We start from the raw sequence: 25,323 nt of genomic DNA on the forward strand, positions 1-25,323 counted from the left end.
TTCATACTCCCATGCTTTTTCATGATCCATGCGCACCAGGATTTCGTCCAAACCAGGATGTCCTTCTGTTTCCATGCAGCGTTCGTACTCCTTTATCAGTTCTACCGTACTGTTGCCATGATGGAAACAAGCTTCCAGAACGGTCAGTTCTTCGGGATATTGCGGGTCTTGTTCCAAATATCCGACCCTAAGGTCACGACGAAAAGAAATGGTTCCACTGTCATAGCCTTCTTTTCCGGCAATGATATTCAACAAAGTAGTTTTACCACTGCCGTTTTTGGCAATCAGTCCGATACGTTGCCCTTCGGCCACACCGAGCGAAGTATTCTCAAGCAATACCAAATCACCGAATGACTTGGTCAAATTTTCTATCTGAAGATAACTAATCACAGTTTAAGATTTATGATTTATAATTTATGATTTATGGCTGGTTGGCAAATGATCAGAATAAGGATTTGTAGGTTTCTACCAGATTACAAGGTTCCCCTGCCTTCACTTTGCTCCACACTAATTTCATGGGGTCAATCCATTCTCCTGTAGTAAGATTCTGCAATACAGGAGCTTCACGATTACCATCTATCAGAGTCATCCATTCTAACCCATCTACTTCATTGGCAAGAATCACACAGATGGCAATACCAAATGAAAGCCATGCTTCTTTCTTCTTCGGACCGATAGTTCCACTATCAATGACCTGTTGCATACTGTCCAAATCTTCTTCCATACCTTGGAAATCTTTTTTCAGTTGTTCTTTTACAGTAGTGGTCACCCACTCAAAAGCCTCATTAATCTGGTAGATTTCGGACAAGCGGACAGGTATAAGCTCTGCCGGATATTTCACTCCCTCTTTACGTATTTCCAACGAGGCGATAACGGCTTCGGCCTCTGCCACAGATGCTCCCTTGCTTACCGTAAAGGAACATTCAAAGGCAACATCATCCACACCTGTAATCCAAAGATGAGAAGTATAATAAGCCCCTTCTTCTTCAAACATCTCCTTACTGTAAGCACATGCCAAGCTTCCTATTTTAACGGAGACTGCCGAAGGATTGTCTTTCAGTTCCTGACGGGTAACTTCCCGACCATACATAGCGTTACCTTTATATGCAGAAATACGAAAATTTCCAGTCCATTCACTTGGATTATAGAAGAGAAAAGAGCCTTCCCCATCTTCAAACTCATTCCAATCCGCGGGATACAACATGGAAAACCATGCTCCCGGAGAGATAAATTTCTTGCTTTGTGCCATTGCTATTCAGAGATTAATAACGAGGCCACCTGACCTCGTTCGGCAAAAGTAACATTACATCCGTTGATATGCAAACAAACAGAAACAAAAAACAGCCGATTCTCACGAACCGACTGTCCCAATCATCATCTATGAATGAAGACCGTTACAGTCTTCAATATCTTATTAAATCTCTATGAAACTTCAAAGAAAATCATATTTCTGTTTCCGAGCGCAAAGATAATCAATGAAATATATAGATTCCCAATATTTTAAGATATTTAAATTAACGTTCTATAAACTATGGAATTTTATAGATTAATATGCAAAAAAGCAGCGATTCTTAATAACTAACCTCTTGGTATCTTCTATTTTCCAATAGGCTGTATCTTCCTTCTCACATCCTTAGAAATCTCCAAAAACATGTAATTCAATTTCCCGGAATGTATTCCTTCTTCATTTTGCTTATACTTATTATTAGCGTATTGCTTTGACTTATCGAATGTTAGTCGTGACATTTGATTCTGTGATTTACCTACCATCGTTGAATCCAGCTTCTCATCCGGAAAGAAATCATCCAGATCCACATCTCCAATCATAGTAGTTTCAAGGAAGTTCATATTCTTGCGACCGGCATCCGTGTAATATCCCACAAACATGTGTCCCGGAGTACGAACCAATATTGGTTCTATATTAATAGCACGAAGCAAGGAAGCAAACAGCACGCTACCATCCACACAGTTAATCTGCGAAGACTCCAGTGCATCATCAAATGTGCGAACACGCTGGGAAAAGACCACATTACTGGACAAACTGGTATTGGAAACAGAGCTGTAACGGAAATTACGCTTTTGAAGCACATTCCATAAAGCATAGACTTGCTTGTCCACCACTTCAGCATTGCCACCCTGATAGCCCAAGAAACGATTGACAATACGGGTGTTCAGTGCTTCACGCAACAGTTTATCAATCATCGGATTTTCCTCATTAACGTATGCCGCAAAGAAAATACCGGTATCATGAAATTTAGTTCCGTTCGTGACATACCCCAACAGACATTCATTAATGCTGCGAACAGAAAAAGTACGAACCCGCTGCCCCAAATCCTTATCATTCATTTCTACCTTAACAGCCACACTTACCGGTTCCGCCTGGTTATTATTCTTCAGCGCTTCGTAATTCCAGATAATATCGGGATAGATCGTATATTCCGTCCGTGGTTTAGCCAACACAAACTCAGATACGGAACGGGAAAAGAACGGAGTCTCGGCAACTTCAATACGCACCCTGCTATACGCCTTCCCCGAACGAATCCGGATAGAAATGCAGGATTTAGAATTACCCACATATAAGGAATCAGCCGGAACAATGACTTGCGCATCCGTCGTCGCTACAGAAAGAATACTGGAAGGAAAGATGTTGCCTCCCAACTCATCCGTTATCTCAAACCCGGAACGGAACGGAGCCGTATTCAGCCAAAAGGAACCTGCCACAACAACCACCAATAAAGCTATCAGAGCGGGCAAACGCCATTTATATCGCCGAAAATTTATATTAGTCAACTCTTTCATACCAATGTTATTTATATTAAGACAAAGGTAAGTATAAAAACTGAAAAACTGGAATGCAAAAGTAATAGTTTACAGTTCTTCACCTTACCAAAACCGTGTCAAAGCCTTACCAACTCCGCGTCAGGTTCGTACCATCTCCGTGCCTATACGCTTGAACCTGATACGGACCCAATACGGAGTTAATACGGACCCGGTACGGAGTTTCTACGGATCTGACACGGAGTTGGTACGGACTTGGTATGGACCGGATTACCTTCAGCACATACAAAAATGTAATCAAATTGTAACACGTGTTTCACTTTCCCGTAACAAAAACACCGCACCTTTGTCGCTGAAAAGAAATAAAGTATAACTTTGTGGTAGGAGAATTTGTTTTGAATACCTCATATTAATTAGAAAAAGCAATGAACGATTATCGTATTTTAGTTGTAGACGATGAAGAGGACCTTTGCGAGATCCTGAAATTCAACCTTGAGAATGAAGGGTATGAAGTGGACACGGCCAACTCTGCCGAAGAGGCGTTGAAAATGAATATCGGTAGCTACAACCTGTTGCTGCTGGACGTGATGATGGGAGAAATATCCGGTTTCAAAATGGCCAGCTTACTAAAGAAAGATAAGAAGACCGCTCAGGTACCTATTATATTCATCACCGCCAAGGATACGGAAAATGATACGGTAACCGGCTTCAATCTGGGAGCCGATGATTACATCTCCAAACCTTTCTCTCTGCGTGAAGTCATCGCACGCGTCAAAGCTGTATTGCGTCGCACCCAACAGGGAGAACCGGAACGGGCACCGGAGCAAATCAGCTACAAGACGTTAGTCATTGATATTGTAAAAAAGAAAGTAAGCATCGACGGGGAAGAAGCCCCTCTTACCAAAAAAGAATTTGAGATATTACTTTTACTCCTCCAGAGCAAGGGACGCGTATTCTCCCGCGAAGATATACTGGCACGGATATGGAGCGACGAGGTCTATGTGCTGGACCGCACCATCGATGTGAATATCACCCGTTTGCGTAAGAAAATAGGTATTTATGGTAAATGCATCGTAACTCGCTTAGGATATGGATACTGCTTCGAAGCTGAATAATACCACACATTTCCTGTCGTTCAGCCGGAAGTTATTTCTTTCGGTCATTTCACTGTTTCTGGTATTTGCCGGATGCTTCCTGGCGTATCAATACCAGCGTGAAAAAGAATATAAGATAGATCTGCTGGATATACAGCTACAGGACTATAATGAACGACTACACCAGGAACTTACTCACATTCCAGACAGTCTGTGGGATAAAACTTTGGAACGATATCTGCAAAAGTACGTCAAACAGGACTTACGTATTACGGTAGTGAACGTACAGGGTGACGTATTATATGACAGTTTCGAGAATCAGAAGTTAGGCAATCACGTCAATCGCCCGGAAGTACAAAAGGCACTGGCAGAAGGAAAAGGATATGATGTACGCCGTACTTCCGAAACAACAGGAGTACCCTACTTCTACTCTGCCACACTCTATGAAGGCTACATTATACGTTCCGCCCTCCCCTATGACTTAAACCTTGCAAGACACCTTGCAGCAGACCAGCACTACATCTGGTTTACCCTCATCGTATCATTACTATTAATTTTCATCTTCTATAAATTCACCTCTAAACTGGGGACAGCCATCAATCAGCTACGCGAGTTTGCCAAACGTGCCGATAAGAATGAGCCTGTGGAAACAGATATGCAGTCCGCCTTCCCACACAACGAACTGGGAGAGATTTCACAGCATATCATCCAGATATACAAGCGACTGCGGGAAACCAAAGAGGCGCTATACATTGAACGGGAGAAATTGATCACCCACTTACAAACCTCGCATGAAGGATTGGGCGTATTCAATAAGGACAAGAAAGAAATCCTGGTCAACAACCTGTTCACACAGTACAGCAACCTGATTTCAGACTCCAACCTACAAACAACAGAGGAAATATTCTCTATCAGTGAGTTCCAGAAAATCACGGATTTCATCAACAAAACTCCCAAGCGTCCGGGCAAGGAAGAAAAGCGTATGTCTATCAGCATCAATAAGAATGGACGTATGTTTATTGTGGAATGTATTATATTCCAAGACTTAAGCTTCGAGATATCCATCAATGATGTCACCCAGGAAGAAGAGCAGATCCGTCTGAAACGCCAGTTGACACAGAACATCGCACATGAACTGAAGACCCCGGTCAGCAGTATACAGGGCTATTTGGAAACCATCGTGAACAATGAAAACATTTCGCGGGAGAAGATGCAGACATTCCTGGAGCGATGCTATGCTCAAAGCAATCGGTTGAGCCGACTGCTACGCGACATCTCTGTATTAACGCGTATGGACGAAGCCGCCAACATGATCGACATGGAGAAAATAGACATCTGCCTGTTGGTAGGCAATATCGTAAACGAGGTATCCCTGGAACTGGAAGAAAAGCATATCACCGTAGTCAACTCCCTAAAACCGAAGATACAACTACGGGGAAACTATTCCCTGCTATACTCCATTTTCCGCAACCTGATGGACAATGCTATTGCTTATGCAGGCACGGATATACGCATCAACATCAGTTGTTTCCGCGAAGACGAGAATTTTTATTATTTCAGTTTTGCCGATACCGGCGTAGGTGTCTCTCCCGAACATCTGAACCGCTTATTCGAACGCTTCTACCGGGTAGATAAAGGACGCTCACGCAAACTGGGCGGTACGGGATTGGGATTGGCTATCGTAAAGAACTCGGTAATCATCCATGGGAGGTACCATTTCGGCCAAGAACAACCAAGGTGGCGGATTGGAATTCGTATTCACACTGGCAAAAGAAAAATAATCACTTATCACTAACCACTAATCACTTTTTTCCTTATCTTTGCGATGCATTGGTTTACTGTCTTTGTTCGGAGACGGTAATTAAAAGGGAATCAGGTGCAAATCCTGAACAGTCCCGCTGCTGTAAGTTTCATGATAGGTTGCAGGCAAACTACCAATAGCCACTGGAAGTCCGCTTCCGGGAAGGCGCCTGGCAACAGAAACAAGTCAGAAGACCTGCCATGCACTGTTTTTATCACTGCTTTCGAGGAAAAAGCGTTGAGTCTAATGAAACGGGCAAATCGTCCCATCATTTCATTCATCCACTCTGCTTCAAAGAAAGTAAGGAACAATAAACTCTGCCAAGTTTATTTGAATGGTGTCCGGTCGAAGGGATTTCGCCCGGACATTTTATTCTGTAACTTTCCCAAAACAAATTTCATCATCCGCGTGTTATACATACAGTAAACAATTAATACGAAGAGTTATGGAAGCAGATTATGAACTGATCGACAATGAAGAACGTCACCAATATGAGTTCCATGTCGATAAATATACTCCAAAGATTGAGTATATAAAATCAACGAATGGGGAGATTTACCTGACACACACCGAAGTACCCACTCAATTAGGTGGTAAAGGCATCGGCAGCCAGTTAGTAGAAAAAGCATTAAAAGATATAGAAAAACAAGGACTAAGGTTAGTACCTCTCTGCCCGTTTGTAGCGGGATACATTCACAAACATCCCGAATGGAAAAGAATTGTAATGAAAGGTATTCACATTCAATAATAAATAGTTATGAATATAAAGAAAGAATATACGAACGGGGAAGTGACCATCATCTGGCAACCCGGCCTGTGCCAACATGCAGGCATTTGTACCAAGACCCTTCCGAATGTGTATCATCCAAAAGAAAAACCGTGGATAACGGCTGAAAATGCAACGACGGAAGAATTGATCGCTCAAATCAAGAAATGCCCGTCGGGAGCATTAAGTTACAGAATGAATAACGAGAAAGAAGATAAATAAAAGAAATGAGGTTACCCCTTCAACATATGAATTCGGGTAACCTCATTTGTATTATGAAAAAGAAAGTAGTTATGTACGTTCCAATTGAACAGTGAAATGACGCATCAGGGGAGCCTCCCAAGTAATGCGGACTCCATTAGTAATACTTTCACGACGGTCGAAAACATTCTTCAACGCTACTGCAATCACGTTCATGTGATTATCCGTATATACGCGGCGGGGAATAGCCAGGCGCAATAAATCCAATCCGGTAAAACGGTTCTCACGGGTAACCGGATCACGGTCTGCCAGGATATAACCGATTTCACATCCTCTGATACCAGCTTCAAGATATAGCTCAACCGTTAGAGTCTGTGCCGGGAATTCATTCTTCGGTACATGCGTCAGTACCTTCGTTGCATCCACAAAGATGGCATGTCCGCCTGCTGGACGCTGATATGGAATACCATATTCATCCAACTTCTTTGCCAGATATTCTACCTGACGGATGCGGGTTTCCAGATTATCAAATTCCGTATTCTCATCCAGTCCTGTAGCAAGTGCATTCATGTCACGACCATTCATACCACCGTAAGTAAGATACCCTTCATATTGCACGCAAAAGCCTTTGGCACCTTCGTACCAATCTTTTTTTCGTGTAGCAATGAAGCCTCCCATATTGACGATACCATCTTTCTTGGCACTCATAGTCATACCATCCGCCAGGTCGAACATCTCTTTCGTAATTTCCTTTATCGTTTTACCGCTATAGCCATCTTCACGCATTTTGATGAAGTAAGCGTTTTCTGCAAAACGTGCGGAGTCAAATAATACAGGTTTATTATACTTATCCGCAAGAGCACGGACTTCACGAAGATTCTGCATGGATACGGGCTGTCCGCCGGCCGTATTGTTCGTAATGGTAACGATGATAAACGGTATGCGGTCACCATGTTCCTGCAACGCTTTTTCCAGCTTCACAGGATCGACATTACCTTTAAAAGGTATTTCCAACTGAGTATTCTTCGCTTCATCGATGGTGCAATCCAGAGCAATGGCCTTCCGGCCCTCGATATGCCCCTTTGTGGTATCAAAGTGAGAGTTCCCCGGAACGATATCTCCATCATGTACCAGATAAGAGAAAAGCACATTCTCGGCAGCACGCCCCTGATGGGTGGGAATGACATATTCAAAACCAGTCAGACGAGTGATCACTTCTTTCAGATTGAAGAAGGAGGAAGCACCTGCATAACTTTCGTCGCCCAGCATCATCGCTGCCCATTGGCGATCGCTCATTGCTCCCGTACCGGAGTCAGTTATCAAATCGATATATACTTGTTCGGATTTCAGCTGGAACACATTGTAATGGGCTTCTTTCAGCCATTGTTCACGTTCCTGGCGGGTACTCTTCCGAATGGGTTCCACCATTTTAATTTTCCAAGACTCTGCAAAAGGTAATTCCATAGTGCTTGCTTATTATTTTGACATTTAGTTAACAAAAAGACCCGTAGAAGAATTTCTACGGGTCGAATATAAGCATTTATACAGGATTAAGCAAAAGTTTCACTGTCTTTTTGTCAACAAATCATTCCTTTGACAGAAATTTCTTCTTCTCCTTCTTACTCATCTCCTTCATGATAATTTCAACAGGATGCCAGGACTTATACATCACCCGCTCTTCAGGTTTACCTGTTTCCTCGGGAGAAAGATAAAAATCAGGTACATATGAGTGATCCGGCCGATCGGGGCAATAAATACTGAAACGCAAATGGGAACCCTGCTTGTAGTTCTCTCCGCCAATGATGCCAAGCGGCTGGCCCGGAATCACCTCTTCACCTGGAGAGACAAAGATCCCTTCATTCTGAAATAATTTATAACGGGCAAAAGTTCCGTCCTTATGGAAAACTTCCAAATAATTTTCCGTCGAATGGAACGATGTGTTTTCAGAAGTGTAAGCGGAGTTGTCAACAACTTCCGTCACGAGTCCGCCACGGGCAGCAAAGATCGTGTCTCCGGCAGTCGTAGAGAAACCAAGTCCCGTGATACGCTTCTCCCCTTCCTTTCCTATAAAATTATCTAAAGACACCATCTTATTCACACGAACCACTTTCCCTTGTGCCAGAGGAAAGAGATACACAAAACTGGTATCCGTCTTCAAGCGGCTATTTCCTTTTTTATAGGTATAGCGATATGAAAATCCAATCGGAACATTTTCCGTAGACGGACGCAAAGTCAACAGACGTGTTTTGCCATAATGAATAACGGCATCATAAATTTCTCCTTCAGAAGAGGTCGTATTACTCAGCCGGGAAAAAGTCATAGATACCGTATAAGGCGTATGCGACTGAGTTTCGGAATAGAAAGTCACTTCCCCCTTGGCAGACCGTTCATAGCTTACCGTAACAGTCTTATCCGACTGTGCATAAACCAGTAGAGGCAAGCAAAAAAGAAGAGGACATAAATAGCGTTGTAGTTTCATAGTATCATGTTTTTAAAATTGATCGACTTGCCAAGTCAGCACAAAGTCCGGATGCAGGAGATATCGGATCTCAAATTTACGCTGTTCCGGTGTTCTGTACTCTTCAGCCGAGAAAACTCCTTTTTCAGTAACCGTAAAAGGAAAAATACGCAGATGCTCCCGAAAATCAACCTCCGGTGTATTCATACATTTAAACATCACTTCTTTGGCCGACCAATGGAGCAACAAAGCCCAGGTATCCGTTCCCTGATACGAAGACAGAGGTTCATCAGTACGCATATACTTATGCGCCACCTTATGTACCCGTTCACCGTATTGTTCTATATCAATGCCCACTTCCTTACCGGCTTCACCGATAATCACCGATACATACCCACGTGTATGAGAAATACTGATTGATGCAGATTTATCTGCCAGATACGGTTTCCCGCTGGGATAGTAAGCAATTTCCTTTTCCTCTCCCAATAGAGTGAATACCAACACACGAACCGACAACCATTCTAAACGACGATGTTCAGCAGAGAAACGTTGCAATCCCTCCAAGTATGTTTCCTGTTGCGGAAGCATGCTCAGCAATTCACCCAGTGTTTCATCCATCTTCCAGACTCCCCACTTATATGAAGGATACGTATGTTGTATGAAAAGAGACATATTATTCTATAAATCAATCTTTCTTATCGGAATCCGACGGAAGAGTGTTGATGGTGAACTTCACTTTAAGAATACGGCGGTTATCCATCTCCAGGACTTCAAATTCATAGTGATCATAGGTAACCTTTTCATGCAGGGCCGGAAATTCACCTTTCAGCTCCAGCAGTAATCCTGCAAGCGTATCAGAATCACCCGCCACTTCATCAAAGACTTCCTCGTCCACCTTCGTAATCTTATAAAAATCCGTTAACTGAGTTTTAGCTTCAAACACCCACGTATGATCGTTCAGCACTGCATACGTACGTTCTTCGTCATCATATTCGTCGTGAATCTCACCGACTATCTCCTCGATGATATCCTCCATCGTCACAATTCCCGACGTGCCACCAAATTCATCAACCACAATAGCAATATGAATCTTATTGGCCTGAAAATCACGCAGCAAATCGTCAATCATCTTAGTTTCCGGAACAAAATAGGCCGGACGTACAACGACTGCCAACGGAAATCCACCTTATTCAAATGGGGCAACAGGTCCTTGATGTATAAGATACCTTTGATATTATCCCGGTTCTCGGAATAAATAGGGATACGGGAGTAAGCATTTTCGATAATGCATTGCAATACATCCTTGAAAGGCGTGCGAATATCCAGATCGACTACGTCCAGACGGGAAGTCATCACCTCCTTCGCCGTTTCACCGCCAAAACGAATGATACCTTCCAGGATATTATTCTCTTCCTTCAACTCAGCCTTATCCGTCAGTTCAAGGGCATGAGAAAGCTCGTCTACCGAGATGTTATGGTTTTTGCGGGCAAAATGCTTGTTCAGGAACGAAGTGGAACGCACCAGCATAGAAGCTACCGGATAAAAAAGGGAACGAAACATCCAGATACCCGGAGCGGAAAAGCGGCAGAAAGCCAACGTCTTCTGGGCTGAATAAATCTTCGGCATGATTTCACCGAAAAGAAGCAGAAGGAAGGTCAGGATGACGGTCAGTATCAGAAATTCCGCAATAGGAGAATGAAACTCAAACACGCTCATGAAGAAGAAGTTACAGAGCATGATAATGGTCACATTCACAAAATTGTTTGTTATCAGGATGGTTGCCAGCAACCTTTCCGTGTCATCCAAGAGTTTACGAATTTTCTCGTCCGAGGGATGTTTCTTCTCGTCGATGGCATTCAGATCGGACGGAGAAAGAGAGAAAAAGGCTATTTCTGAAGCTGAGGCAAAGCCGGATACGAGCAACAGCAAGCCTGCCAACACAATGGCGATGATTGCCGAAATAGTAGGGCTATGTACGGATATACCATTAAAAACATTTGCCAACTGGCATAAATAAGCGTCTGGGTCCAAAGATCTTGGTTTTAGTTAAACAATTAGAACGGTAAATCGTCCGTTGTATTATCTTGTGCAGGGGTTGCCTGCGATTGCGCCATAGGTTGTGCAGGAGCACCTTGTGACATACCTGGTTGCGGAGCGGCAGCACCCGGTGCAGCAGTTCCTCTGGGACTCAGCATTTCCATAGAGTCCACAAAGATTTCCGTAACATAGCGCTTTGCGCCGGTCTGATCATCGTATGAACGGGTACGTATTTTGCCTTCCACATAAAGTTTATCCCCTTTATGCACATATTTTTCGGCTGTTTCTGCCAGTCCGCGCCAAAGTACCAGATTGTGCCATTCCGTCCGTTCGGGTACCTGCGTACCGTTAGCCAATGTGTATGCACGGTCTGTAGTAGCCAAAGGCAAAGAAGCCACAGCGATACCGGAATCAAGGTATCTTACTTCAGGGTCTCTCCCTACATTTCCAATCAATATTACTTTATTTACTGACATAAGCCTTTTTCTTTTTATTTGAATTTGCTGCCAAAATTAAACAGAATAATCACACAATGCAAGAGTTAGCGCAACTTTTATAGATATTTCTCCAGAAAGGCATGCACCAGGCGAGAGACTGCATACTGCTCCAAATCCTCTATTTTCACCCGCAGAAAGGCAGAAAAAGAAATAGAATTTTCCGGTAAAACAACTTCATAGAAATTGGTATAAATCACCCTGTGGGAGAGCACATGCTTCACATTTCCACTGATTAAACGCAATCCCGAAACCTCCCCATCTGCAAAAAATGCACGTACCTGCGGCAATTCACGAAACTCTTCTTCCGTCACAGGTGCTTCCGTTTCTATCAGTGGAAATTCGAAAAGATTTTTCCAGATATCATCCTCCGTCCGTTTATGTAAATAGGTACACGCGCCCACACGTACATATATATAGTTAAAATAACGATTGGTGGTTTTCGTCTTATGCTGCTTTACAGGCAACTTCGTTATCGTACCCTCCTTCAGGGCTGAGCAACTGTCTACCAAAGGACAAAACAGGCAATTCGGTGATTGCGGCGTACATTGTATGGCACCGAAATCCATTATCGCCTGATTGTAGACAGCAGGCTGCGATTTATCCATCATCTCATCTGCCAAAGCAGCAAACAATTTCTTGCCTTCCGTACTGTCCACCGGCGTATCGATGCCGAAATAGCGGGAAAGCACACGATAGACATTCCCATCCACCACTGCATAAGGCATACCGTAAGCGGATGAGCAAATAGCTGCAGCAGTATAGTCCCCTACCCCCTTCAACGCACGCACCCCTTCATAAGTAGCCGGAAAAACACCATTCATGCTTTTTGCCGCCGCATGCAGATTACGTGCACGGGAATAATACCCCAGTCCCTGCCAGCATTTCATCACCTCATCTTCCGGTGCTTCAGCCAAGGCTGTCACATTAGGAAAACGATGAATAAAACGCAAAAAATAATCATAACCCTGTGCTACCCGGGTCTGTTGCAGTATAATCTCTGAAATCCATATAATATAAGGGTCGGTGGTATCCCGCCAAGGCAATTCACGCTTGTTTTCGGCATACCAGGCTATCAATTTCTCACTAAATATATTCATCTCTATTACAGATAGTTATAAAAGTCTAAAAAGGGCAACGTCTTTCGCCTCGGACAGCTACCTTCTTTGTAATTCATGGCTATATCCCTAATATAAAAGGGTGTAGCCCTTCCTACAGCACAAAAATAGTTCTTTTTCCCCCAACAAACCTTAATCAAAAGACTTTTTTAGAAAATTGTCCAGAATATATTTTTTAGAGAGCGTAAAAAGCTATATATTTGCAGTCCAAAAAATTAGGAAACTATAGTAATAATATTTTTTTTTAAAGAAAAATGACTAAAGCTGATATTGTAAACGAAATTACAAAGAACACCGGGATTGACAAAGTAACAGTGCTTACTACGGTTGAAGCGTTCATGGACACAGTAAAAGCATCTTTATCAAAAGATGAAAATGTTTACCTCCGCGGGTTTGGTAGCTTCGTAGTGAAGAAAAGAGCACAGAAAACTGCTCGTAATATCTCAAAGAATACTACGATTATCATTCCGGAACACAACATTCCGGCATTTAAGCCTGCAAAAACATTCACCATCTCCGTGAAGAAATAATAAACAAGAGTATTAACCTATTAAATTATTGAAGCTATGCCTAGCGGAAAGAAGAAAAAAAGACATAAAATGTCTACGCACAAGCGTAAAAAAAGACTAAGAAAGAACAGACATAAAAGCAAAAAGTAATTTTTAGTCTGGAGGACAGAAATAAAGAACAAACTTGTGAAGCTATTTGTCTCGCGAGTTTGTTCTTTGTTTAAGTAACAAATTGTAGTCGGCAAGGCTATTTATATCCTCGCTGACTTTAGAACCTAAAAAAGTAAGAAAAAAAATTGTGACAAGCGAACTCGTTGTAGACGTACAGCCCAAAGAGGTCTCCATCGCCCTGCTCGAAGACAAGAGCCTGGTGGAACTTCAAAGCGAAGGAAGAAATCTTTCTTTCTCGGTGGGCAACATGTATTTAGGACGAATCAAGAAATTGATGCCCGGCCTGAATGCCTGCTTCGTGGACGTGGGTTACGAGAAAGATGCTTTTCTTCATTATCTGGACTTAGGTCCTCAATTTAACTCGTTAGAGAAGTACGTAAAGCAAACTTTAAGCGATAAAAAGAAACTACCGCAAATCACCAAAGCAACCATACTTCCCGATCTTGAAAAGGATGGCACCGTAGCCAATACACTCAAGGTGGGACAAGAAGTAGTGGTGCAAATTGTCAAGGAGCCTATCTCTACCAAAGGTCCGCGCCTGACTTCCGAAATCTCATTTGCCGGAAGATATTTGGTGCTGATACCTTTCAACGACAAGGTTTCCGTATCACAAAAAATTAAATCGAGCGAAGAACGCGCCCGCCTCAAACAATTGCTGATGAGTATCAAACCGAAGAATTTCGGAGTAATCGTCCGCACCGTTGCCGAAGGGAAACGCGTAGCCGAGCTCGACGGAGAGCTTAAAGTTTTATTAAAGCACTGGGAAGATGCTGTCACCAAAATACAGAAAGCTACCAAATTCCCGACATTGATTTACGAAGAAACCAGCCGTGCCGTAGGCTTATTGCGCGACTTGTTCAATCCTTCTTTCGAGAACATCCACGTCAACGACGAAGCCGTGTTCCACGAAATCAAGGATTACGTAACTCTTATCGCCCCTGACCGGGCAGGAATCGTAAAACTGTATAAAGGACAACTCCCCATTTACGACAATTTTGGTATCACCAAGCAGATCAAGTCTTCATTTGGCAAGACGGTTTCATACAAGAGTGGTGCCTACCTGATTATTGAGCATACTGAGGCGCTTCACGTAGTAGACGTGAACAGCGGTAACCGCACCAAGAATGCCAACGGGCAGGAGGCCAACGCACTCGAAGTGAATCTGGGAGCTGCCGATGAACTGGCTCGCCAGTTGCGACTGAGAGATATGGGTGGTATCATTGTGGTGGACTTCATTGATATGAACGAAGCCGAAAACAGACAAAAGCTTTACGAACGTATGTGTGCCAACATGCAGAAAGACAGGGCAAGACATAACATCCTACCGCTCAGCAAATTCGGACTGATGCAGATTACCCGCCAGCGTGTGCGCCCGGCAATGGATGTCAATACCACAGAAATCTGTCCCACCTGTTTCGGAAAAGGCACTATCAAGTCCTCTATCCTCTTTACGGACACTTTAGAGAGTAAAATTGACTACTTAGTCAACAAACTGAAGATTAAGAAATTCTCGTTACACATCCACCCGTATATTGCTGCTTACATCAACCAGGGACTCGTTTCCCTGAAACGGAAATGGCAGATGAAATACGGATTTGGTATCAAGATTATTCCAAGCCAGAAACTCGCGTTCCTGGAATATGTATTCTACGACCCGCAAGGGGAGGAGATTGACATGAAGGAAGAATTCGAAATTAAATAAGAAAGACGGCGAAGTAAATCAGAAACTTCGCCGTCTTTTTTGTTTTCCTCACCAACTTTTCAAAATCATTGGCCGATATCTAAAAGAAACTCACCCTCTATACAGAAGCGAACATCACTCCCCTACACATGCAAGGTGATAAATTTCTTTACTGTCCTGCTTTGTCAGCTTCACATAATTCCCAACCAACTCTCCTTTATTGCGATGCAGACTATCCGCCAGACGATCAATATCAGGGTTTTCAACACCCAGTTCTTTAAATGTCACAGGCAGACCAAGAGAAGTAAAGAAGGTTTTCAGCTTACCAATACCCTCCAAAGCAACCGCTTTCTTATCTTCTGATTCAGGAACGCCCCATACACGAACGGCATATTGAGCAATCTTTCCTACATTATGCTCTACCATCCACGTCATCCAGGCAGGGAAGATAACAGATAACCCAGCACCGTGGGTAACACCATAAATAGCACTGATCTCATGCTCCAGGAAGTGCGAAGCCCAATCTTCCTCACAACCTACGCCACAAGTACCATTATGCGCAATCATGCCCGCCCACATCAAGTTGGCACGCGCACCGTAATCTTCGGGATTTCTCATTACCTTGGGAGCTTCATTGATGATAGCCATCAAAGTGCCTTCACAAAGACGATCTCCAACTTCCACCTCCTGAGTGTTCGTAAAATAACGCTCCATGATATGAGCCATCATATCAGCCACACCACAAGCGGTCTGGAAGGGCGGTAAAGTATAAGTAAGTTCCGGATTCATAATAGAGAATACCGGACGCAAAACTTCCGGTACACGCAGACTGAGCTTCTGCAAACCGTCCAGTTTCGTTATAACCGTATTACCGGAACCTTCACTTCCGGCAGCAGGAATAGTCAGCACAACAGCTATTTTCAGCGCTTTAGTCACTTTAGCCTTTCCGATATAGAAATCCCAAAAGTCACCTTCATAAAGCACACCTGCCGCTATGGCTTTGGCCGTATCAATGACAGAGCCTCCACCCACAGGCAACAGCATATCAGCCTGTTCACGGCGGCAGAATTCAATGCCTTCATACACTTTCGTATCTACCGGATTCGGCTGCACGCCACCCATTAAACAATATTCAATCCCTGCTTCCTGCAAGGATTGCTTCACCCTATCCAGCAAACCACTCCGTACAACAGAGCCGCCGCCGTACACGATCATCACTTTCCGCGCACCATGCTTCCGCGCCAGTGCACCGACTTGCATTTCCGTAGCCTTACCGAATACAAATTCGGTAGGACTGTAAAAAACAAAATTATTCATAATTTATTATATTATTATATGCGAAATACCGGCATAAAATAGTATAGCCATAATAAGTGCTTACGTTTCTCCACAACCGAAGGGATAAAAGTTCCCACAACTACATCATAAAATTACTGAACAGGAAGAAGCAAGCATCGCCAATCTCCGGAAGTTCTTTCTTGCGGGAAAGACGAATGCCGCACCGGGAACAAAAATCCTTCAACAAGAATTCAGTTTTGTTATCTTCCACCTCAATGGCATGAGGTTTATTACCATGCTCGCGCAAAACATTGACTAACTTCAATAGTAACTCCTCTGGATCGTTGTTCAAAGCATTCTGAGTCAAAATGGGAAATACCAACTCGTTGGCGGTATCCAAACAAAGTAATACGGTAGGGAGGTAAGGAGCTTCATCCTCATCTGCATCTATGGGCATCGGCATATGCAGATACTTCATTTGTAATGTCCCAGAAACAGGCAACTTTTTCATCTCGCCTGCCAGTATGTCGTTGGCAAACTTTGGTGCAACGCACTCATCAGGCAGAAAAGCAGGAAGCTGAGTAATATGCCAATCGTATGTACCATCGGAATTGGGAATAAGGTACGGAACAGATTTTCCGCCCTTTGCGGTAGGATAGTTGCCATTTACATCAAAGCCCAGCTTTACGAAGTCAGAGGTTGTCACCTTTGCCGCCACAGCAATAGCGGCCCGAAGCGCCTCAACGATATCACGCGCATCCTCCATACAAGTGATGCCATACTGCATCTTTCCAGGCTGATGCCGGGTAAAGTCAGGCCAACCTTTAGAGCGTCGAATCTTCAGCTTATGGGCATCGGCATAATTACGGATGATTTTCTTTGTTTTCACATCCATGTCAGATGCTTGCATAAAGTCGCAATTGATGCAATCGAAAGTTGTTGTCATTTCAAACATTTCGATTTCTGAGAGATGTGCATTGCCTAAGCTGATAGTTTTCAAATAAGTAGTGAAACCTTTTCGCCCCCGATAGAAACCCAAGGCAAGGTGTTCACCTGCATTTCCCATCACGCAACAATATCCGGTTTCCCCATCGGATAGGCGAAATGCAAATACATCACTATCAGTCAACTCTTTCCACAATTCTGTGTCTCGATATTGAAATGCTACCGCAAGCATGTCGTCTACAAGAATCATTTTTCTTATTATTTATGGTTATAAATGTATTATTTTGTTCAAAGATAGGAAAAAAATTGAAACTTAGTGCAGGGCGCAGTAATAAGCCTGATAAATAGCACAGTGCTTTCATTTTTTTGCTAAATATCATGTCGTTTTCGGGAATAATCAATATCTTTACATGAAATATCAAGTTAAATCAGTTGAAATGAATCGCATCAATAGATTAAAAGTCGTTTTAGCAAAGAACGTTGAAACTTTCGATAAAATAGCTAATCTTCTGAATGTTGATATGAAAGAGAGATTCTATGACTCAAGCAGTTATATTGCCTAAATACCGTAGCGATTTGAGAATAGTTTTAAAAGAAATAATAATTAAGGAGTGAAGGGCAATTCTAACATTTAGAAGTATACATGGAACAACAAGACGAAATCATCATATATCAGTCTCAGGATGGTACGATAAAAGTTGATGTACTATTTCTCTGAGGAGACGGTTTGGCTGACACAGACACAGATTGGGGCTCTGTTTGGAAAGGCTAAATCTACTATAAGTGAGCATATCAAAAATATCTTCGAGGAAGGAGAACTGAATGAGAATATGGTTGTTCGGAAATTCCGAACAACCACTCAGCATGGTGCGATCGAAAATAAGACCCAAAGCCACGAAGTTAATTATTACAATCTGGATGTAATTATCCCAGTTGGCTATCGGGTGAAATCTGTGCAAGGTACGCAGTTTCGTATTTGAGCGACACAACGTTCGAGGGATTATATCATCAAGGGATTTGCTCTGAACGATGAGCGATTCAAGAGCGGCTCGTCAATGAACTACTTCCGAGAACTGTTAGACAGGATTCGGGAGATTCGCTTGTCCGAACGGCTTTTCTATCAACAAATCAAAGATATTTATGCTACAAGCATTGATTACGATCCGTCCGATGAAATGCCCCTTGCCCTTTATAAAGAAGTGCAAAACAAACTTCTTTGGGCGGTCAGCGGGAAGACTGCGGCGGAACTGATAATACTTCTGAATATTTTGATTATCAACAAAATCTCTTCATATATTTACATAGAGTTATTTGAGGATTATATTATTCAATATATTTACTATAACGTTCGAAGAAGCGCTTGAACGCTCCCCATTTCATCAATCCTTTTTCAAAGACAAAGATACCCAGGAGAGCACAAGATATTCCCAATAATACATCAATCAGATAATGATGCCCCGAATAAACAGCCGTACACCAGATCCCCACCATGATAAACGCAAATAATGCTATCAGCCAGCTCTTACAGCGATTCATTATAGCATAAGCCAATGCCACAACCATATATGCCGCATGCAGCGAAGGAACGGCTGCAAATACGTTTGCATTACGCCCATAGATAGAGTCGAAAACCGTGCATCCCAGCAGTTCGTCAAAGCGCCCCAGTCCGGCCACATTTCCCGGAGTATCCAGCATCGCCTCAAACCCATAGTTCATAGCGTACCAAGGGGGAGCGGCAGGATGAATATAATATCCGGCAAAGCCAATAAGATTAACCAACAGGAAGACCATAGCAAAACGGAGATACATCTGGCGATCTCCCTTCAGATAAAGCCACAAACCGAAAGCTATAGGCACAGGCACCCAGCAGAGATAGAACACTCCGGCAAAGAAATCAGCTATCGGCCAGTGATGTATGGCAAAGTATTCACAAGGAATCAGCGTATCTCCATTCACGGATATACCGAAAAGAGACTTTTCCGCTTCATACAAGCCCTGCACATCAATAGGGTTCACCTGGTAATTGGGATACACCCGCATCCAGTCATAGGAAACTGCAAAAACAACAAAAGGCAGTAAAGCCACTGCCAGCTTACGGGTTGTCTTTCCTGCAAAAAACAGAACCAGGAACAAGCCCGTCATTAGAAAATGCTCCGTACGAAGCCCGATACAAGTAGCTGTCAGCAACAGAAAAGCCAACGTAATGACTACCAGCAATACCGTCTCTCTTACCGGAGGGAAATATCTTTTTATCATTTATTCAAAAGTTTATAGCAATGTGCCAGACGGACAAAAGCCGTCAGATTAGCCAATACGGCAATGATTGCCAGAGGAACAATCAGGATCAACATCGGGTCGAAGAGTGTGCAATCGGAAAATATACCGCAGAACAGAGCTCCCAAACTGGTCAGCACCACTCGCTCAGGGCGCTGCATAATACCTACTTTACATTCCAGTCCCAGACCTTCGGCACGTGCGCGTACGTAACTTACCATCAGCGAACCGATCAAAGCAAGAAAAGTGATAATGGAACCCACGAAATAGCCCTGCAAGATGAGATAATAGGATATACCGAACAAGGTAAACAGTTCACTGTAACGATCGAGCACAGAATCGTACAATGCCCCGAAGGTGGAAGACATATTGCCAAGACGCGCCACACGGCCATCCATCATGTCAAACAACCCGGCAAAGAGTATCAGTCCGCCTGTCCATCCCACCAAAGAAAGATCCTCTTCCGAATCTGTCACTAACCCTGCATAAATAAATATACCGGCAGCCACAATGTTAAGTATCAACCCGGTAGTAGTAATAAAGTTAGGCGTAATGCCAATTTTAATCATGCCACGCACAACGGGATTGATAATCTTGTATATCACCTGTTGCAGCCAATCTCTGTAATTCATGTTCATTCTATTTTTTTCTCCAAACGTTGTTTCAGAAATCTTTTTAAGTTGTGGTTCCGGTAGACGAAAACCCGTTGCAAATAATAGTTCCAGAAAAATGCAACCAGCAAGGCAACCGTAATTTTAGACAGGATAAACACATCATAGACGTAATATCCCAGCAACCCGTTCACCCATTTCATTCCTGCCAGCCATTCTGTCAAAGCAAAAGTACCCCATGTGTTAATAAGGATGCTCCCACCCCAGACTATGAAATACTTCAGCCCCACATGTATCTTCTTGCAGTCTTCCGCCTTAAATACCCATTCATAGTTGATTACACAATTGACAATACCGCCAACCACAGAACCTATAAATGTGGCATACAAATAATATATACCAAATAATTTCACCAAAAGAATAGTTATCAGAAAATCGATCACCGTAGCTATCTGTGCAGAAAGCTGCGCCTTCATAAAAAGCCACACTTCCCTGCGCCAACCAGCAAACCGACTCTGTTCTTCTACTCCATCAACCATCTCGCCACAATTAAAACAATGAAACCATACACTCCTGCCAATACGTCGTCCATCATCACTCCCACTCCGCCCGGAAGATTTTCCATCCGCCGGATGCCCAGCGGTTTCAGAATATCAAGGAAGCGGAACAAAACAAATGCTGCCAGTCCATACCAGATATGACCTGCCGGAGCTGCCAGGAGGGTGATCCACACACCTACCATCTCATCCACCACCACACGCGACGGATCTTCACCCCAGTAGGGTTCCAGACGGTCGGTAGCCCAAATACCGGCTACGGTGAACAGGGATATCAATGCGACAGTCGTCCACAACAGACAAGTTTCTGATATGAGTAAAGAAAGTCCGAACCATATTAGCGTAGCCAGTAAAGCGCCCGCCGTGCCCGGAGCAAAGGGAGAAAAGCCTGAGCCGAAGCCCGTGCCTATCAGGACAGGGAAGAAGGAAGGTCTCCTCATAGAAAAAAGATATAAAAGAGTGATAAGGTGACAAAGTGGTAAAGCGGTAAAGTAATACTACATCACCACTTTATCACTCTACCACCTTATCACCTTATTATTATTTATTAATCCAGATAGCTCGGTGATTTTTCACCCACCATCGTACGGATTGTTTCTTTCACCATTCTCCATTGAGTGAACAGATCATGGATCGGTTCATGCTCAAAGTCGTGCATCGGGCTCTTGCAGAAGAATGACAACCAAGTCTGGATTCCAGACATACCTGCACGCAATGCCAGATCACTGAAAATAACGAGGTCGAGTGCAATAGGAGCTGCAAGAATAGAGTCACGGCACAGGAAGTTTACTTTGATTTCCATCGGGTAACCCATCCATCCGAAGATGTCGATGTTATCCCATGCTTCCTTATTATCTTTACGGGGAGGATAGTAGTTGATACGAACCTTGTGGTAAACATCACCATAGAGGTCGGGATATTTTTCCGGTTCGAAGATGTTATCGATAACAGACAACTTGCTGACTTCTTTTGTTTTGAAGTTTTCGGGTTGATCGAGCACTTCGCCGTCACGGTTACCCAGGATGTTGGTAGAGAACCAACCGCTTACACCCAGCATACGAGTCTTGAACATCGGAGCGAGCACTGTTTTCATCAGTGTCTGTCCACTCTTGAAGTCCTTACCGGAGATGGGCACATTCATCTTCTTAGAGAATTCCCACATTGCCGGAGTATCTACGCACAAGTTAGGAGCACCCATGATGAACGGAGCACCTTCTGCAATTGCAGCATAAGCGTAGCACATACTCGGAGAAATCACTTCCGTGTTATTAGCCTTCATTGCTTCTTCCAAAGCAGCAAGCGACTCGTGTTCTTTGCACAACGGAACGTAGATTTCAGTACTTGCAGCCCACAGCACAGCAATACGCTCGCAGTTGTTGGCAGCCTTGAAGTTACGGATATCCTCACGCAGTTGCTCCATCATTTCCCAACGGGTGGCAGCCTGCTTGATGTATGTACCATTCAGACGTTTTGCAAAGTTGTGGTCAAAGGCAGCAGGCATCGGTTTGATGGCTTGCAATTCCTCTTTTACCAGATTTAAATCTTTCTCTTTCAGAACTTCTGCATACATCGCAGCTTCGTATGCATTATCAGGGAAGATATCCCATCCGCCGAAAACAATGTCGTTCAAATCTGCCAAAGGCACTACGTCCTTAATCAGCTTTTCGTCGTTGTTCTCCATGCGTATTGTGGCCATCTGTGTAATAGACCCAATAGGTTTTGCCAGTCCCTTACGAGCAGCCAATGTACCCGTGATCATGGTGGTTGAGACCGCGCCACCCACTCCGACTACCAGTACACCCAAACGACCAGTTGCCGGCTTAATGTTTTCTTTCATTGCCATTGTATCTTTTAAAGTTTAAAAAATTGCTCAAATTTAGGCTATTTTGTTCAATTGAGACTCGTCATTTTATCCGATTTAATGTTCTGTTAGTAAGATTTAAGTTAAAATGTCATGTGCAGACTGATTCTAAGACCGGATTTATCAATTCCAGGCAGATTTCTGTAAGTTAATCGCCATACATAGTCGAGACGGATTACCTTCAAAATATTCTCTACACCGACACCCACTTCCATATAAGGGGTATCCCCCATATAAGAGGTTGTGACGGGAAAACGAAAAAGGTCATTGCTGACTGTCGGATTATTTTTGTCGCTCAAATTCCCGTACAATCCCCGAAACGAAAGGACTTCACGCCATTTCAACTTTTTCAGCAAAGGTACGCGGTTGAACAAAAAGCCATTTAGATAGTAAGTAACGTCCCACGAAGCATATTCATCATTCATAAACTCCATGGCATTCATCAGGGAGTAAGACTCCGGCTGAATGGTATAAGAGAGGTTGGCGTTCGGGATAATCAGTAACGGGAAAGGTACTTTATTCCAAACTTTTCCGGCTTTCAGGATAACGTCCGTATAGCCGAAGGCCGAAAACCAGAAACGTTTCTGAAAACCTGCCTCTGTATATTGATAGGTATAATCACCGCCCAACACTCCTTTTGCAGCCATCGTATGCGAAAGTGAGAAGACCGGAGCATCCAGCGATACCGGAAAGCGGTTCCATTGCGTCTGAAAGAATTTTTCATTCGGCGCATAACGCAATTTTACTTCAAACTCGGTATTCGATATATTCTTCACGGGCGTTGCCATCTCATCTTGTTTCAGGAAAGGGATAAGATACGAAGACTCATCCTGCCGAAAGCGGGAAGTGAGCTGAAAAGAGAAACCGGAATGGAACTCATTGGTGTAAGTCAGTTCCGCCTTGCGCTGATAGCCTATCCGGTCGTCCTTCTGGCGCTTCAAGCTCAGGAATACGTTGTCCTGACTGGTATAGAGGTAATGTTGCCCGTATTGGTTTACATCCGAGGTATATCGTGCTTTCAAAGAGTGAATAGGAAACTCGTTGGCATACTCCTTCTTCTTATGGAAAGAATATTCCACTTCAGCCATTCCCTTCATCCGATGGTCTTTGAAACCGTAAGCCATGTATCCTTTATAAAATAGGTGTGGATTGAGCCACGCCGTAGTCATACCTCCCGCACGCAGACGCACACCTTCCAGCGTATTACCGCTTATGGTGGTATTCATCATACCTATATAGAACAGGGGTTCTTTCTCTTTAGGCGCGGGTATATATCCGGTAAACAGCACTTTCAAGGTCTTCTCCGTCCAGTAATAGACAGGATACGTGCGAAGCTGCGCCATCATTTTATCAACGGAAGTTTCTTTCTTGCTGACTTCCACCTGACGGTTATCGTCCCAGTAAGCTTCCGTGCGATGCGTTGCTTCGGCCGGCTCAATCACTTTTTCCGGCTTCTTAAAGGCCGAAAGGGCATCCGCAGAAGGTTCATACACATAATTCCTGTAATATACATCCCGCTTGGCATAGATACCGTCACTGTTGTCCACCAGCTTGAATTCGGTAGTGATATGTTCGTCAGCCAACTGGCGCGTACCGTCTGCCCCACGGGTAAAGTTCTGTTCAAGAGACATATAATCCACAAAATTCAAATTGATTTTCTGTGGAAAGTTCATGGTGGCACGACGCACAAAATAGGTACTATCCAAAGTAACGTACAAGTGTCCCGTAAAACCGAAGGATTCGGAATTGAAGGGTACGAACGTCAGGTCCACACAAGGCTGGCCCGCTATCGTAAGCGTATCCATCAGATAATATTTATAGAATGAAGGGCCCAGTGAGGAGAGCGGACTTACGAACTTATTGGTAAACAGCGTGATGTTGTTCTCATAAATATCCACATCCGTCATCGTCACACTGATAGCTTGCTCCATGCCTTGCTGCGAAAGCATCTCATCCACACCAGCCTGTCGGCGGGCATGTACACGCTGTTTCTGGCTTTTGGGAGATTTGCGGTAATAGTCCGTAGCCAGCAGCTCACGGTTGGAAACGGCAAGCACGGGCTTTCCCGTAACGGCGGAAGTATCCACATAGTCCGTCAGGAACTTGAATTTACGATAAAGCCACTTCTGTTGCTTTACGCTGTCGAAGTTGTTGATGGCAAAGGTCATCTTCTCATAACGATCCCGTTGCCAGAAGTCCAACTCTTTGGGCGAATAGTCATCCCGATGTTCTATCATTTGTCGCACAAATTCCACGGCGGGATTATCTTTTTTCTTATATCGCTCCCGTTTGGGCTTTACCACCACTTCATTCAGGGCATACGTTGCCGGTGAAAGGGCGATGGTAAGACGGATACCTTGTGCCGGATGAATAAGACGGGTGTATTCATTATATCCAATGGCAGAAATAACCAGCACGGCTTGGGGGCGGTAGGTCTTGAAAGAAAACTGTCCTTTGTCATCGGTCATACCTCCTTCGGTAGTACCTTTCAGATACACAGATGTATATGGGAGAGGCTCACGGGTTAACGAGTCTGTAACAACACCTTGTACCACATATTGTGCTTGCAGGGGGAAGCTCATCCAGCAAAGGCTGATGAACAATAAAATCCTTAAAAAAGTAAACCTCATACCTATTTTTATATTAAGTGACAAGCTACGAGCTACAGGCTACAAGTGGCTGCGCTATA

The 25,323-nt window shown here is 43.6% G+C and carries 21 protein-coding genes, 3 pseudogenes and 1 riboswitch; of the genes and pseudogenes, 7 read left to right on the forward strand and 17 right to left on the reverse strand.

Features of this window, described 5'->3' with window-relative positions; translation table 11 throughout:
• The 3 genes from BACCELL_RS22835 to BACCELL_RS22845 form a co-directional block, all read right to left on the reverse strand.
• On the reverse strand, positions 1 to 390 hold a 390-nt coding region (locus BACCELL_RS22835), incomplete at its 3' end, for an ATP-binding cassette domain-containing protein (RefSeq protein ID WP_007214480.1).
• 52 nt (positions 391 to 442) lie between these two features.
• Positions 443 to 1,249: a DUF3805 domain-containing protein gene (locus tag BACCELL_RS22840; protein ID WP_007214481.1), complete on the reverse strand. Its 807-nt coding sequence runs from the start codon at positions 1,247 to 1,249 to the stop codon at positions 443 to 445.
• 347 nt (positions 1,250 to 1,596) lie between these two features.
• Positions 1,597 to 2,799: a hypothetical protein gene (locus BACCELL_RS22845; RefSeq protein WP_007214482.1), complete on the reverse strand. Its 1,203-nt coding sequence runs from the start codon at positions 2,797 to 2,799 to the stop codon at positions 1,597 to 1,599.
• 404 nt (positions 2,800 to 3,203) lie between these two features.
• Here BACCELL_RS22845 and phoB point away from each other — a divergent pair, with 404 nt between their 5' ends.
• The 4 genes and pseudogenes from phoB to BACCELL_RS22870 all read left to right on the forward strand — a co-directional run bounded on the left by phoB (position 3,204) and on the right by BACCELL_RS22870 (position 6,661).
• Positions 3,204 to 3,893: a two-component system response regulator PhoB gene (gene phoB / locus BACCELL_RS22850; RefSeq protein ID WP_007214483.1), complete on the forward strand. Its 690-nt coding sequence runs from the start codon at positions 3,204 to 3,206 to the stop codon at positions 3,891 to 3,893.
• A pseudogene (phoR, locus tag BACCELL_RS22855) lies at positions 3,868 to 5,653 on the forward strand (two-component system sensor histidine kinase PhoR). Before phoB ends, phoR begins: the two are co-directional and overlap by 26 nt.
• Before the next feature lie 32 nt (positions 5,654 to 5,685).
• Positions 5,686 to 5,890: riboswitch (cobalamin riboswitch) on the forward strand.
• A 228-nt stretch (positions 5,891 to 6,118) separates the two neighbouring features.
• The gene (locus tag BACCELL_RS22865) at positions 6,119 to 6,421 is read left to right on the forward strand and encodes a GNAT family N-acetyltransferase (protein ID WP_007214485.1); all 303 of its coding nucleotides are present in this window, start codon (positions 6,119 to 6,121) and stop codon (positions 6,419 to 6,421) included.
• Between the two features lie 9 nt (positions 6,422 to 6,430).
• The gene (locus tag BACCELL_RS22870) at positions 6,431 to 6,661 is read left to right on the forward strand and encodes a (4Fe-4S)-binding protein (RefSeq protein WP_007214486.1); all 231 of its coding nucleotides are present in this window, start codon (positions 6,431 to 6,433) and stop codon (positions 6,659 to 6,661) included.
• Positions 6,662 to 6,730: 69 nt separating this feature from the next.
• On the opposite strand, the gene tnaA is transcribed toward BACCELL_RS22870, so the two are convergent.
• The 6 genes and pseudogenes from tnaA to mutY all read right to left on the reverse strand — a co-directional run bounded on the left by tnaA (position 6,731) and on the right by mutY (position 12,729).
• Positions 6,731 to 8,104 carry a tryptophanase TnaA gene (gene tnaA, locus BACCELL_RS22875; RefSeq protein ID WP_007214487.1) on the reverse strand — a complete coding sequence of 458 codons (1,374 nt, stop codon included), beginning with the start codon at positions 8,102 to 8,104 and terminating at the stop codon, positions 6,731 to 6,733.
• 121 nt (positions 8,105 to 8,225) lie between these two features.
• Positions 8,226 to 9,119: a M23 family metallopeptidase gene (locus BACCELL_RS22880; RefSeq protein ID WP_007214488.1), complete on the reverse strand. Its 894-nt coding sequence runs from the start codon at positions 9,117 to 9,119 to the stop codon at positions 8,226 to 8,228.
• A gap of 12 nt (positions 9,120 to 9,131) precedes the next feature.
• A complete protein-coding gene (locus tag BACCELL_RS22885; protein WP_007214489.1) occupies positions 9,132 to 9,770 on the reverse strand; it encodes a 4'-phosphopantetheinyl transferase family protein in 639 nt (212 codons plus the stop codon).
• A gap of 13 nt (positions 9,771 to 9,783) precedes the next feature.
• Positions 9,784 to 11,129, reverse strand: a pseudogene (locus BACCELL_RS22890) (gliding motility-associated protein GldE).
• Positions 11,130 to 11,152: 23 nt separating this feature from the next.
• The gene (locus BACCELL_RS22895) at positions 11,153 to 11,611 is read right to left on the reverse strand and encodes a single-stranded DNA-binding protein (protein ID WP_007214493.1); all 459 of its coding nucleotides are present in this window, start codon (positions 11,609 to 11,611) and stop codon (positions 11,153 to 11,155) included.
• Between the two features lie 77 nt (positions 11,612 to 11,688).
• On the reverse strand, positions 11,689 to 12,729 hold the full coding sequence (gene mutY, locus BACCELL_RS22900) for an A/G-specific adenine glycosylase (protein ID WP_007214494.1): 1,041 nt from the start codon (positions 12,727 to 12,729) through the stop codon (positions 11,689 to 11,691).
• A 272-nt stretch (positions 12,730 to 13,001) separates the two neighbouring features.
• On the opposite strand from mutY, the gene BACCELL_RS22905 reads away from it, so the two are divergent.
• Both BACCELL_RS22905 and BACCELL_RS22910 read left to right on the forward strand, forming a co-directional pair.
• A complete protein-coding gene (locus BACCELL_RS22905) occupies positions 13,002 to 13,277 on the forward strand; it encodes an HU family DNA-binding protein (protein WP_007214495.1) in 276 nt (91 codons plus the stop codon).
• A gap of 277 nt (positions 13,278 to 13,554) precedes the next feature.
• Positions 13,555 to 15,129 (forward strand): Rne/Rng family ribonuclease, encoded by a 1,575-nt coding sequence (locus BACCELL_RS22910; RefSeq protein WP_007214496.1) that lies wholly within the window; start codon positions 13,555 to 13,557, stop codon positions 15,127 to 15,129.
• Between the two features lie 114 nt (positions 15,130 to 15,243).
• Here the strand turns inward: BACCELL_RS22910 and BACCELL_RS22915 are convergent, their stop codons facing one another.
• Together BACCELL_RS22915 and BACCELL_RS22920 are read right to left on the reverse strand one after the other, a co-directional pair.
• The gene (locus BACCELL_RS22915; RefSeq protein WP_007214497.1) at positions 15,244 to 16,425 is read right to left on the reverse strand and encodes an iron-containing alcohol dehydrogenase; all 1,182 of its coding nucleotides are present in this window, start codon (positions 16,423 to 16,425) and stop codon (positions 15,244 to 15,246) included.
• 100 nt (positions 16,426 to 16,525) lie between these two features.
• Entirely contained in the window at positions 16,526 to 17,581 is a 1,056-nt protein-coding gene (locus BACCELL_RS22920; protein WP_007214498.1) for a DUF7309 domain-containing protein, read from the reverse strand.
• A 393-nt stretch (positions 17,582 to 17,974) separates the two neighbouring features.
• Here BACCELL_RS22920 and rhuM point away from each other — a divergent pair.
• Positions 17,975 to 18,584 (forward strand): annotated as a pseudogene (gene rhuM, locus BACCELL_RS27165) (RhuM family protein); the annotation flags it as partial.
• Positions 18,585 to 18,654: 70 nt separating this feature from the next.
• Here the strand turns inward: rhuM and BACCELL_RS22935 are convergent.
• The 6 genes from BACCELL_RS22935 to BACCELL_RS22960 all read right to left on the reverse strand — a co-directional run bounded on the left by BACCELL_RS22935 (position 18,655) and on the right by BACCELL_RS22960 (position 25,264).
• Positions 18,655 to 19,587 (reverse strand): phosphoinositol dihydroceramide synthase, encoded by a 933-nt coding sequence (locus BACCELL_RS22935; protein WP_007214501.1) that lies wholly within the window; start codon positions 19,585 to 19,587, stop codon positions 18,655 to 18,657.
• The gene (locus BACCELL_RS22940; protein WP_007217635.1) at positions 19,584 to 20,237 is read right to left on the reverse strand and encodes a CDP-alcohol phosphatidyltransferase family protein; all 654 of its coding nucleotides are present in this window, start codon (positions 20,235 to 20,237) and stop codon (positions 19,584 to 19,586) included. Before BACCELL_RS22940 ends, BACCELL_RS22935 begins: the two co-directional genes overlap by 4 nt.
• Positions 20,238 to 20,239: 2 nt before the next feature.
• Positions 20,240 to 20,755, reverse strand: a complete 516-nt coding sequence (locus BACCELL_RS22945; protein ID WP_007214503.1) for a GtrA family protein — start codon at positions 20,753 to 20,755, stop codon at positions 20,240 to 20,242.
• Positions 20,740 to 21,213, reverse strand: coding sequence for a phosphatidylglycerophosphatase A family protein (locus tag BACCELL_RS22950; protein WP_007214504.1), 474 nt, complete (start codon positions 21,211 to 21,213; stop codon positions 20,740 to 20,742). The genes BACCELL_RS22945 and BACCELL_RS22950 overlap by 16 nt, the downstream gene beginning before the upstream one ends.
• Positions 21,214 to 21,320: 107 nt before the next feature.
• On the reverse strand, positions 21,321 to 22,610 hold the full coding sequence (locus BACCELL_RS22955) for an inositol-3-phosphate synthase (RefSeq protein WP_022210690.1): 1,290 nt from the start codon (positions 22,608 to 22,610) through the stop codon (positions 21,321 to 21,323).
• Between the two features lie 107 nt (positions 22,611 to 22,717).
• A complete protein-coding gene (locus BACCELL_RS22960) occupies positions 22,718 to 25,264 on the reverse strand; it encodes a DUF5686 and carboxypeptidase-like regulatory domain-containing protein (protein ID WP_044154331.1) in 2,547 nt (848 codons plus the stop codon).
• Positions 25,265 to 25,323 lie beyond the last annotated feature (59 nt).

The organism is Bacteroides cellulosilyticus DSM 14838 (genome assembly GCF_000158035.1).
Classification (GTDB): Bacteria; Bacteroidota; Bacteroidia; order Bacteroidales; family Bacteroidaceae; genus Bacteroides; species Bacteroides cellulosilyticus.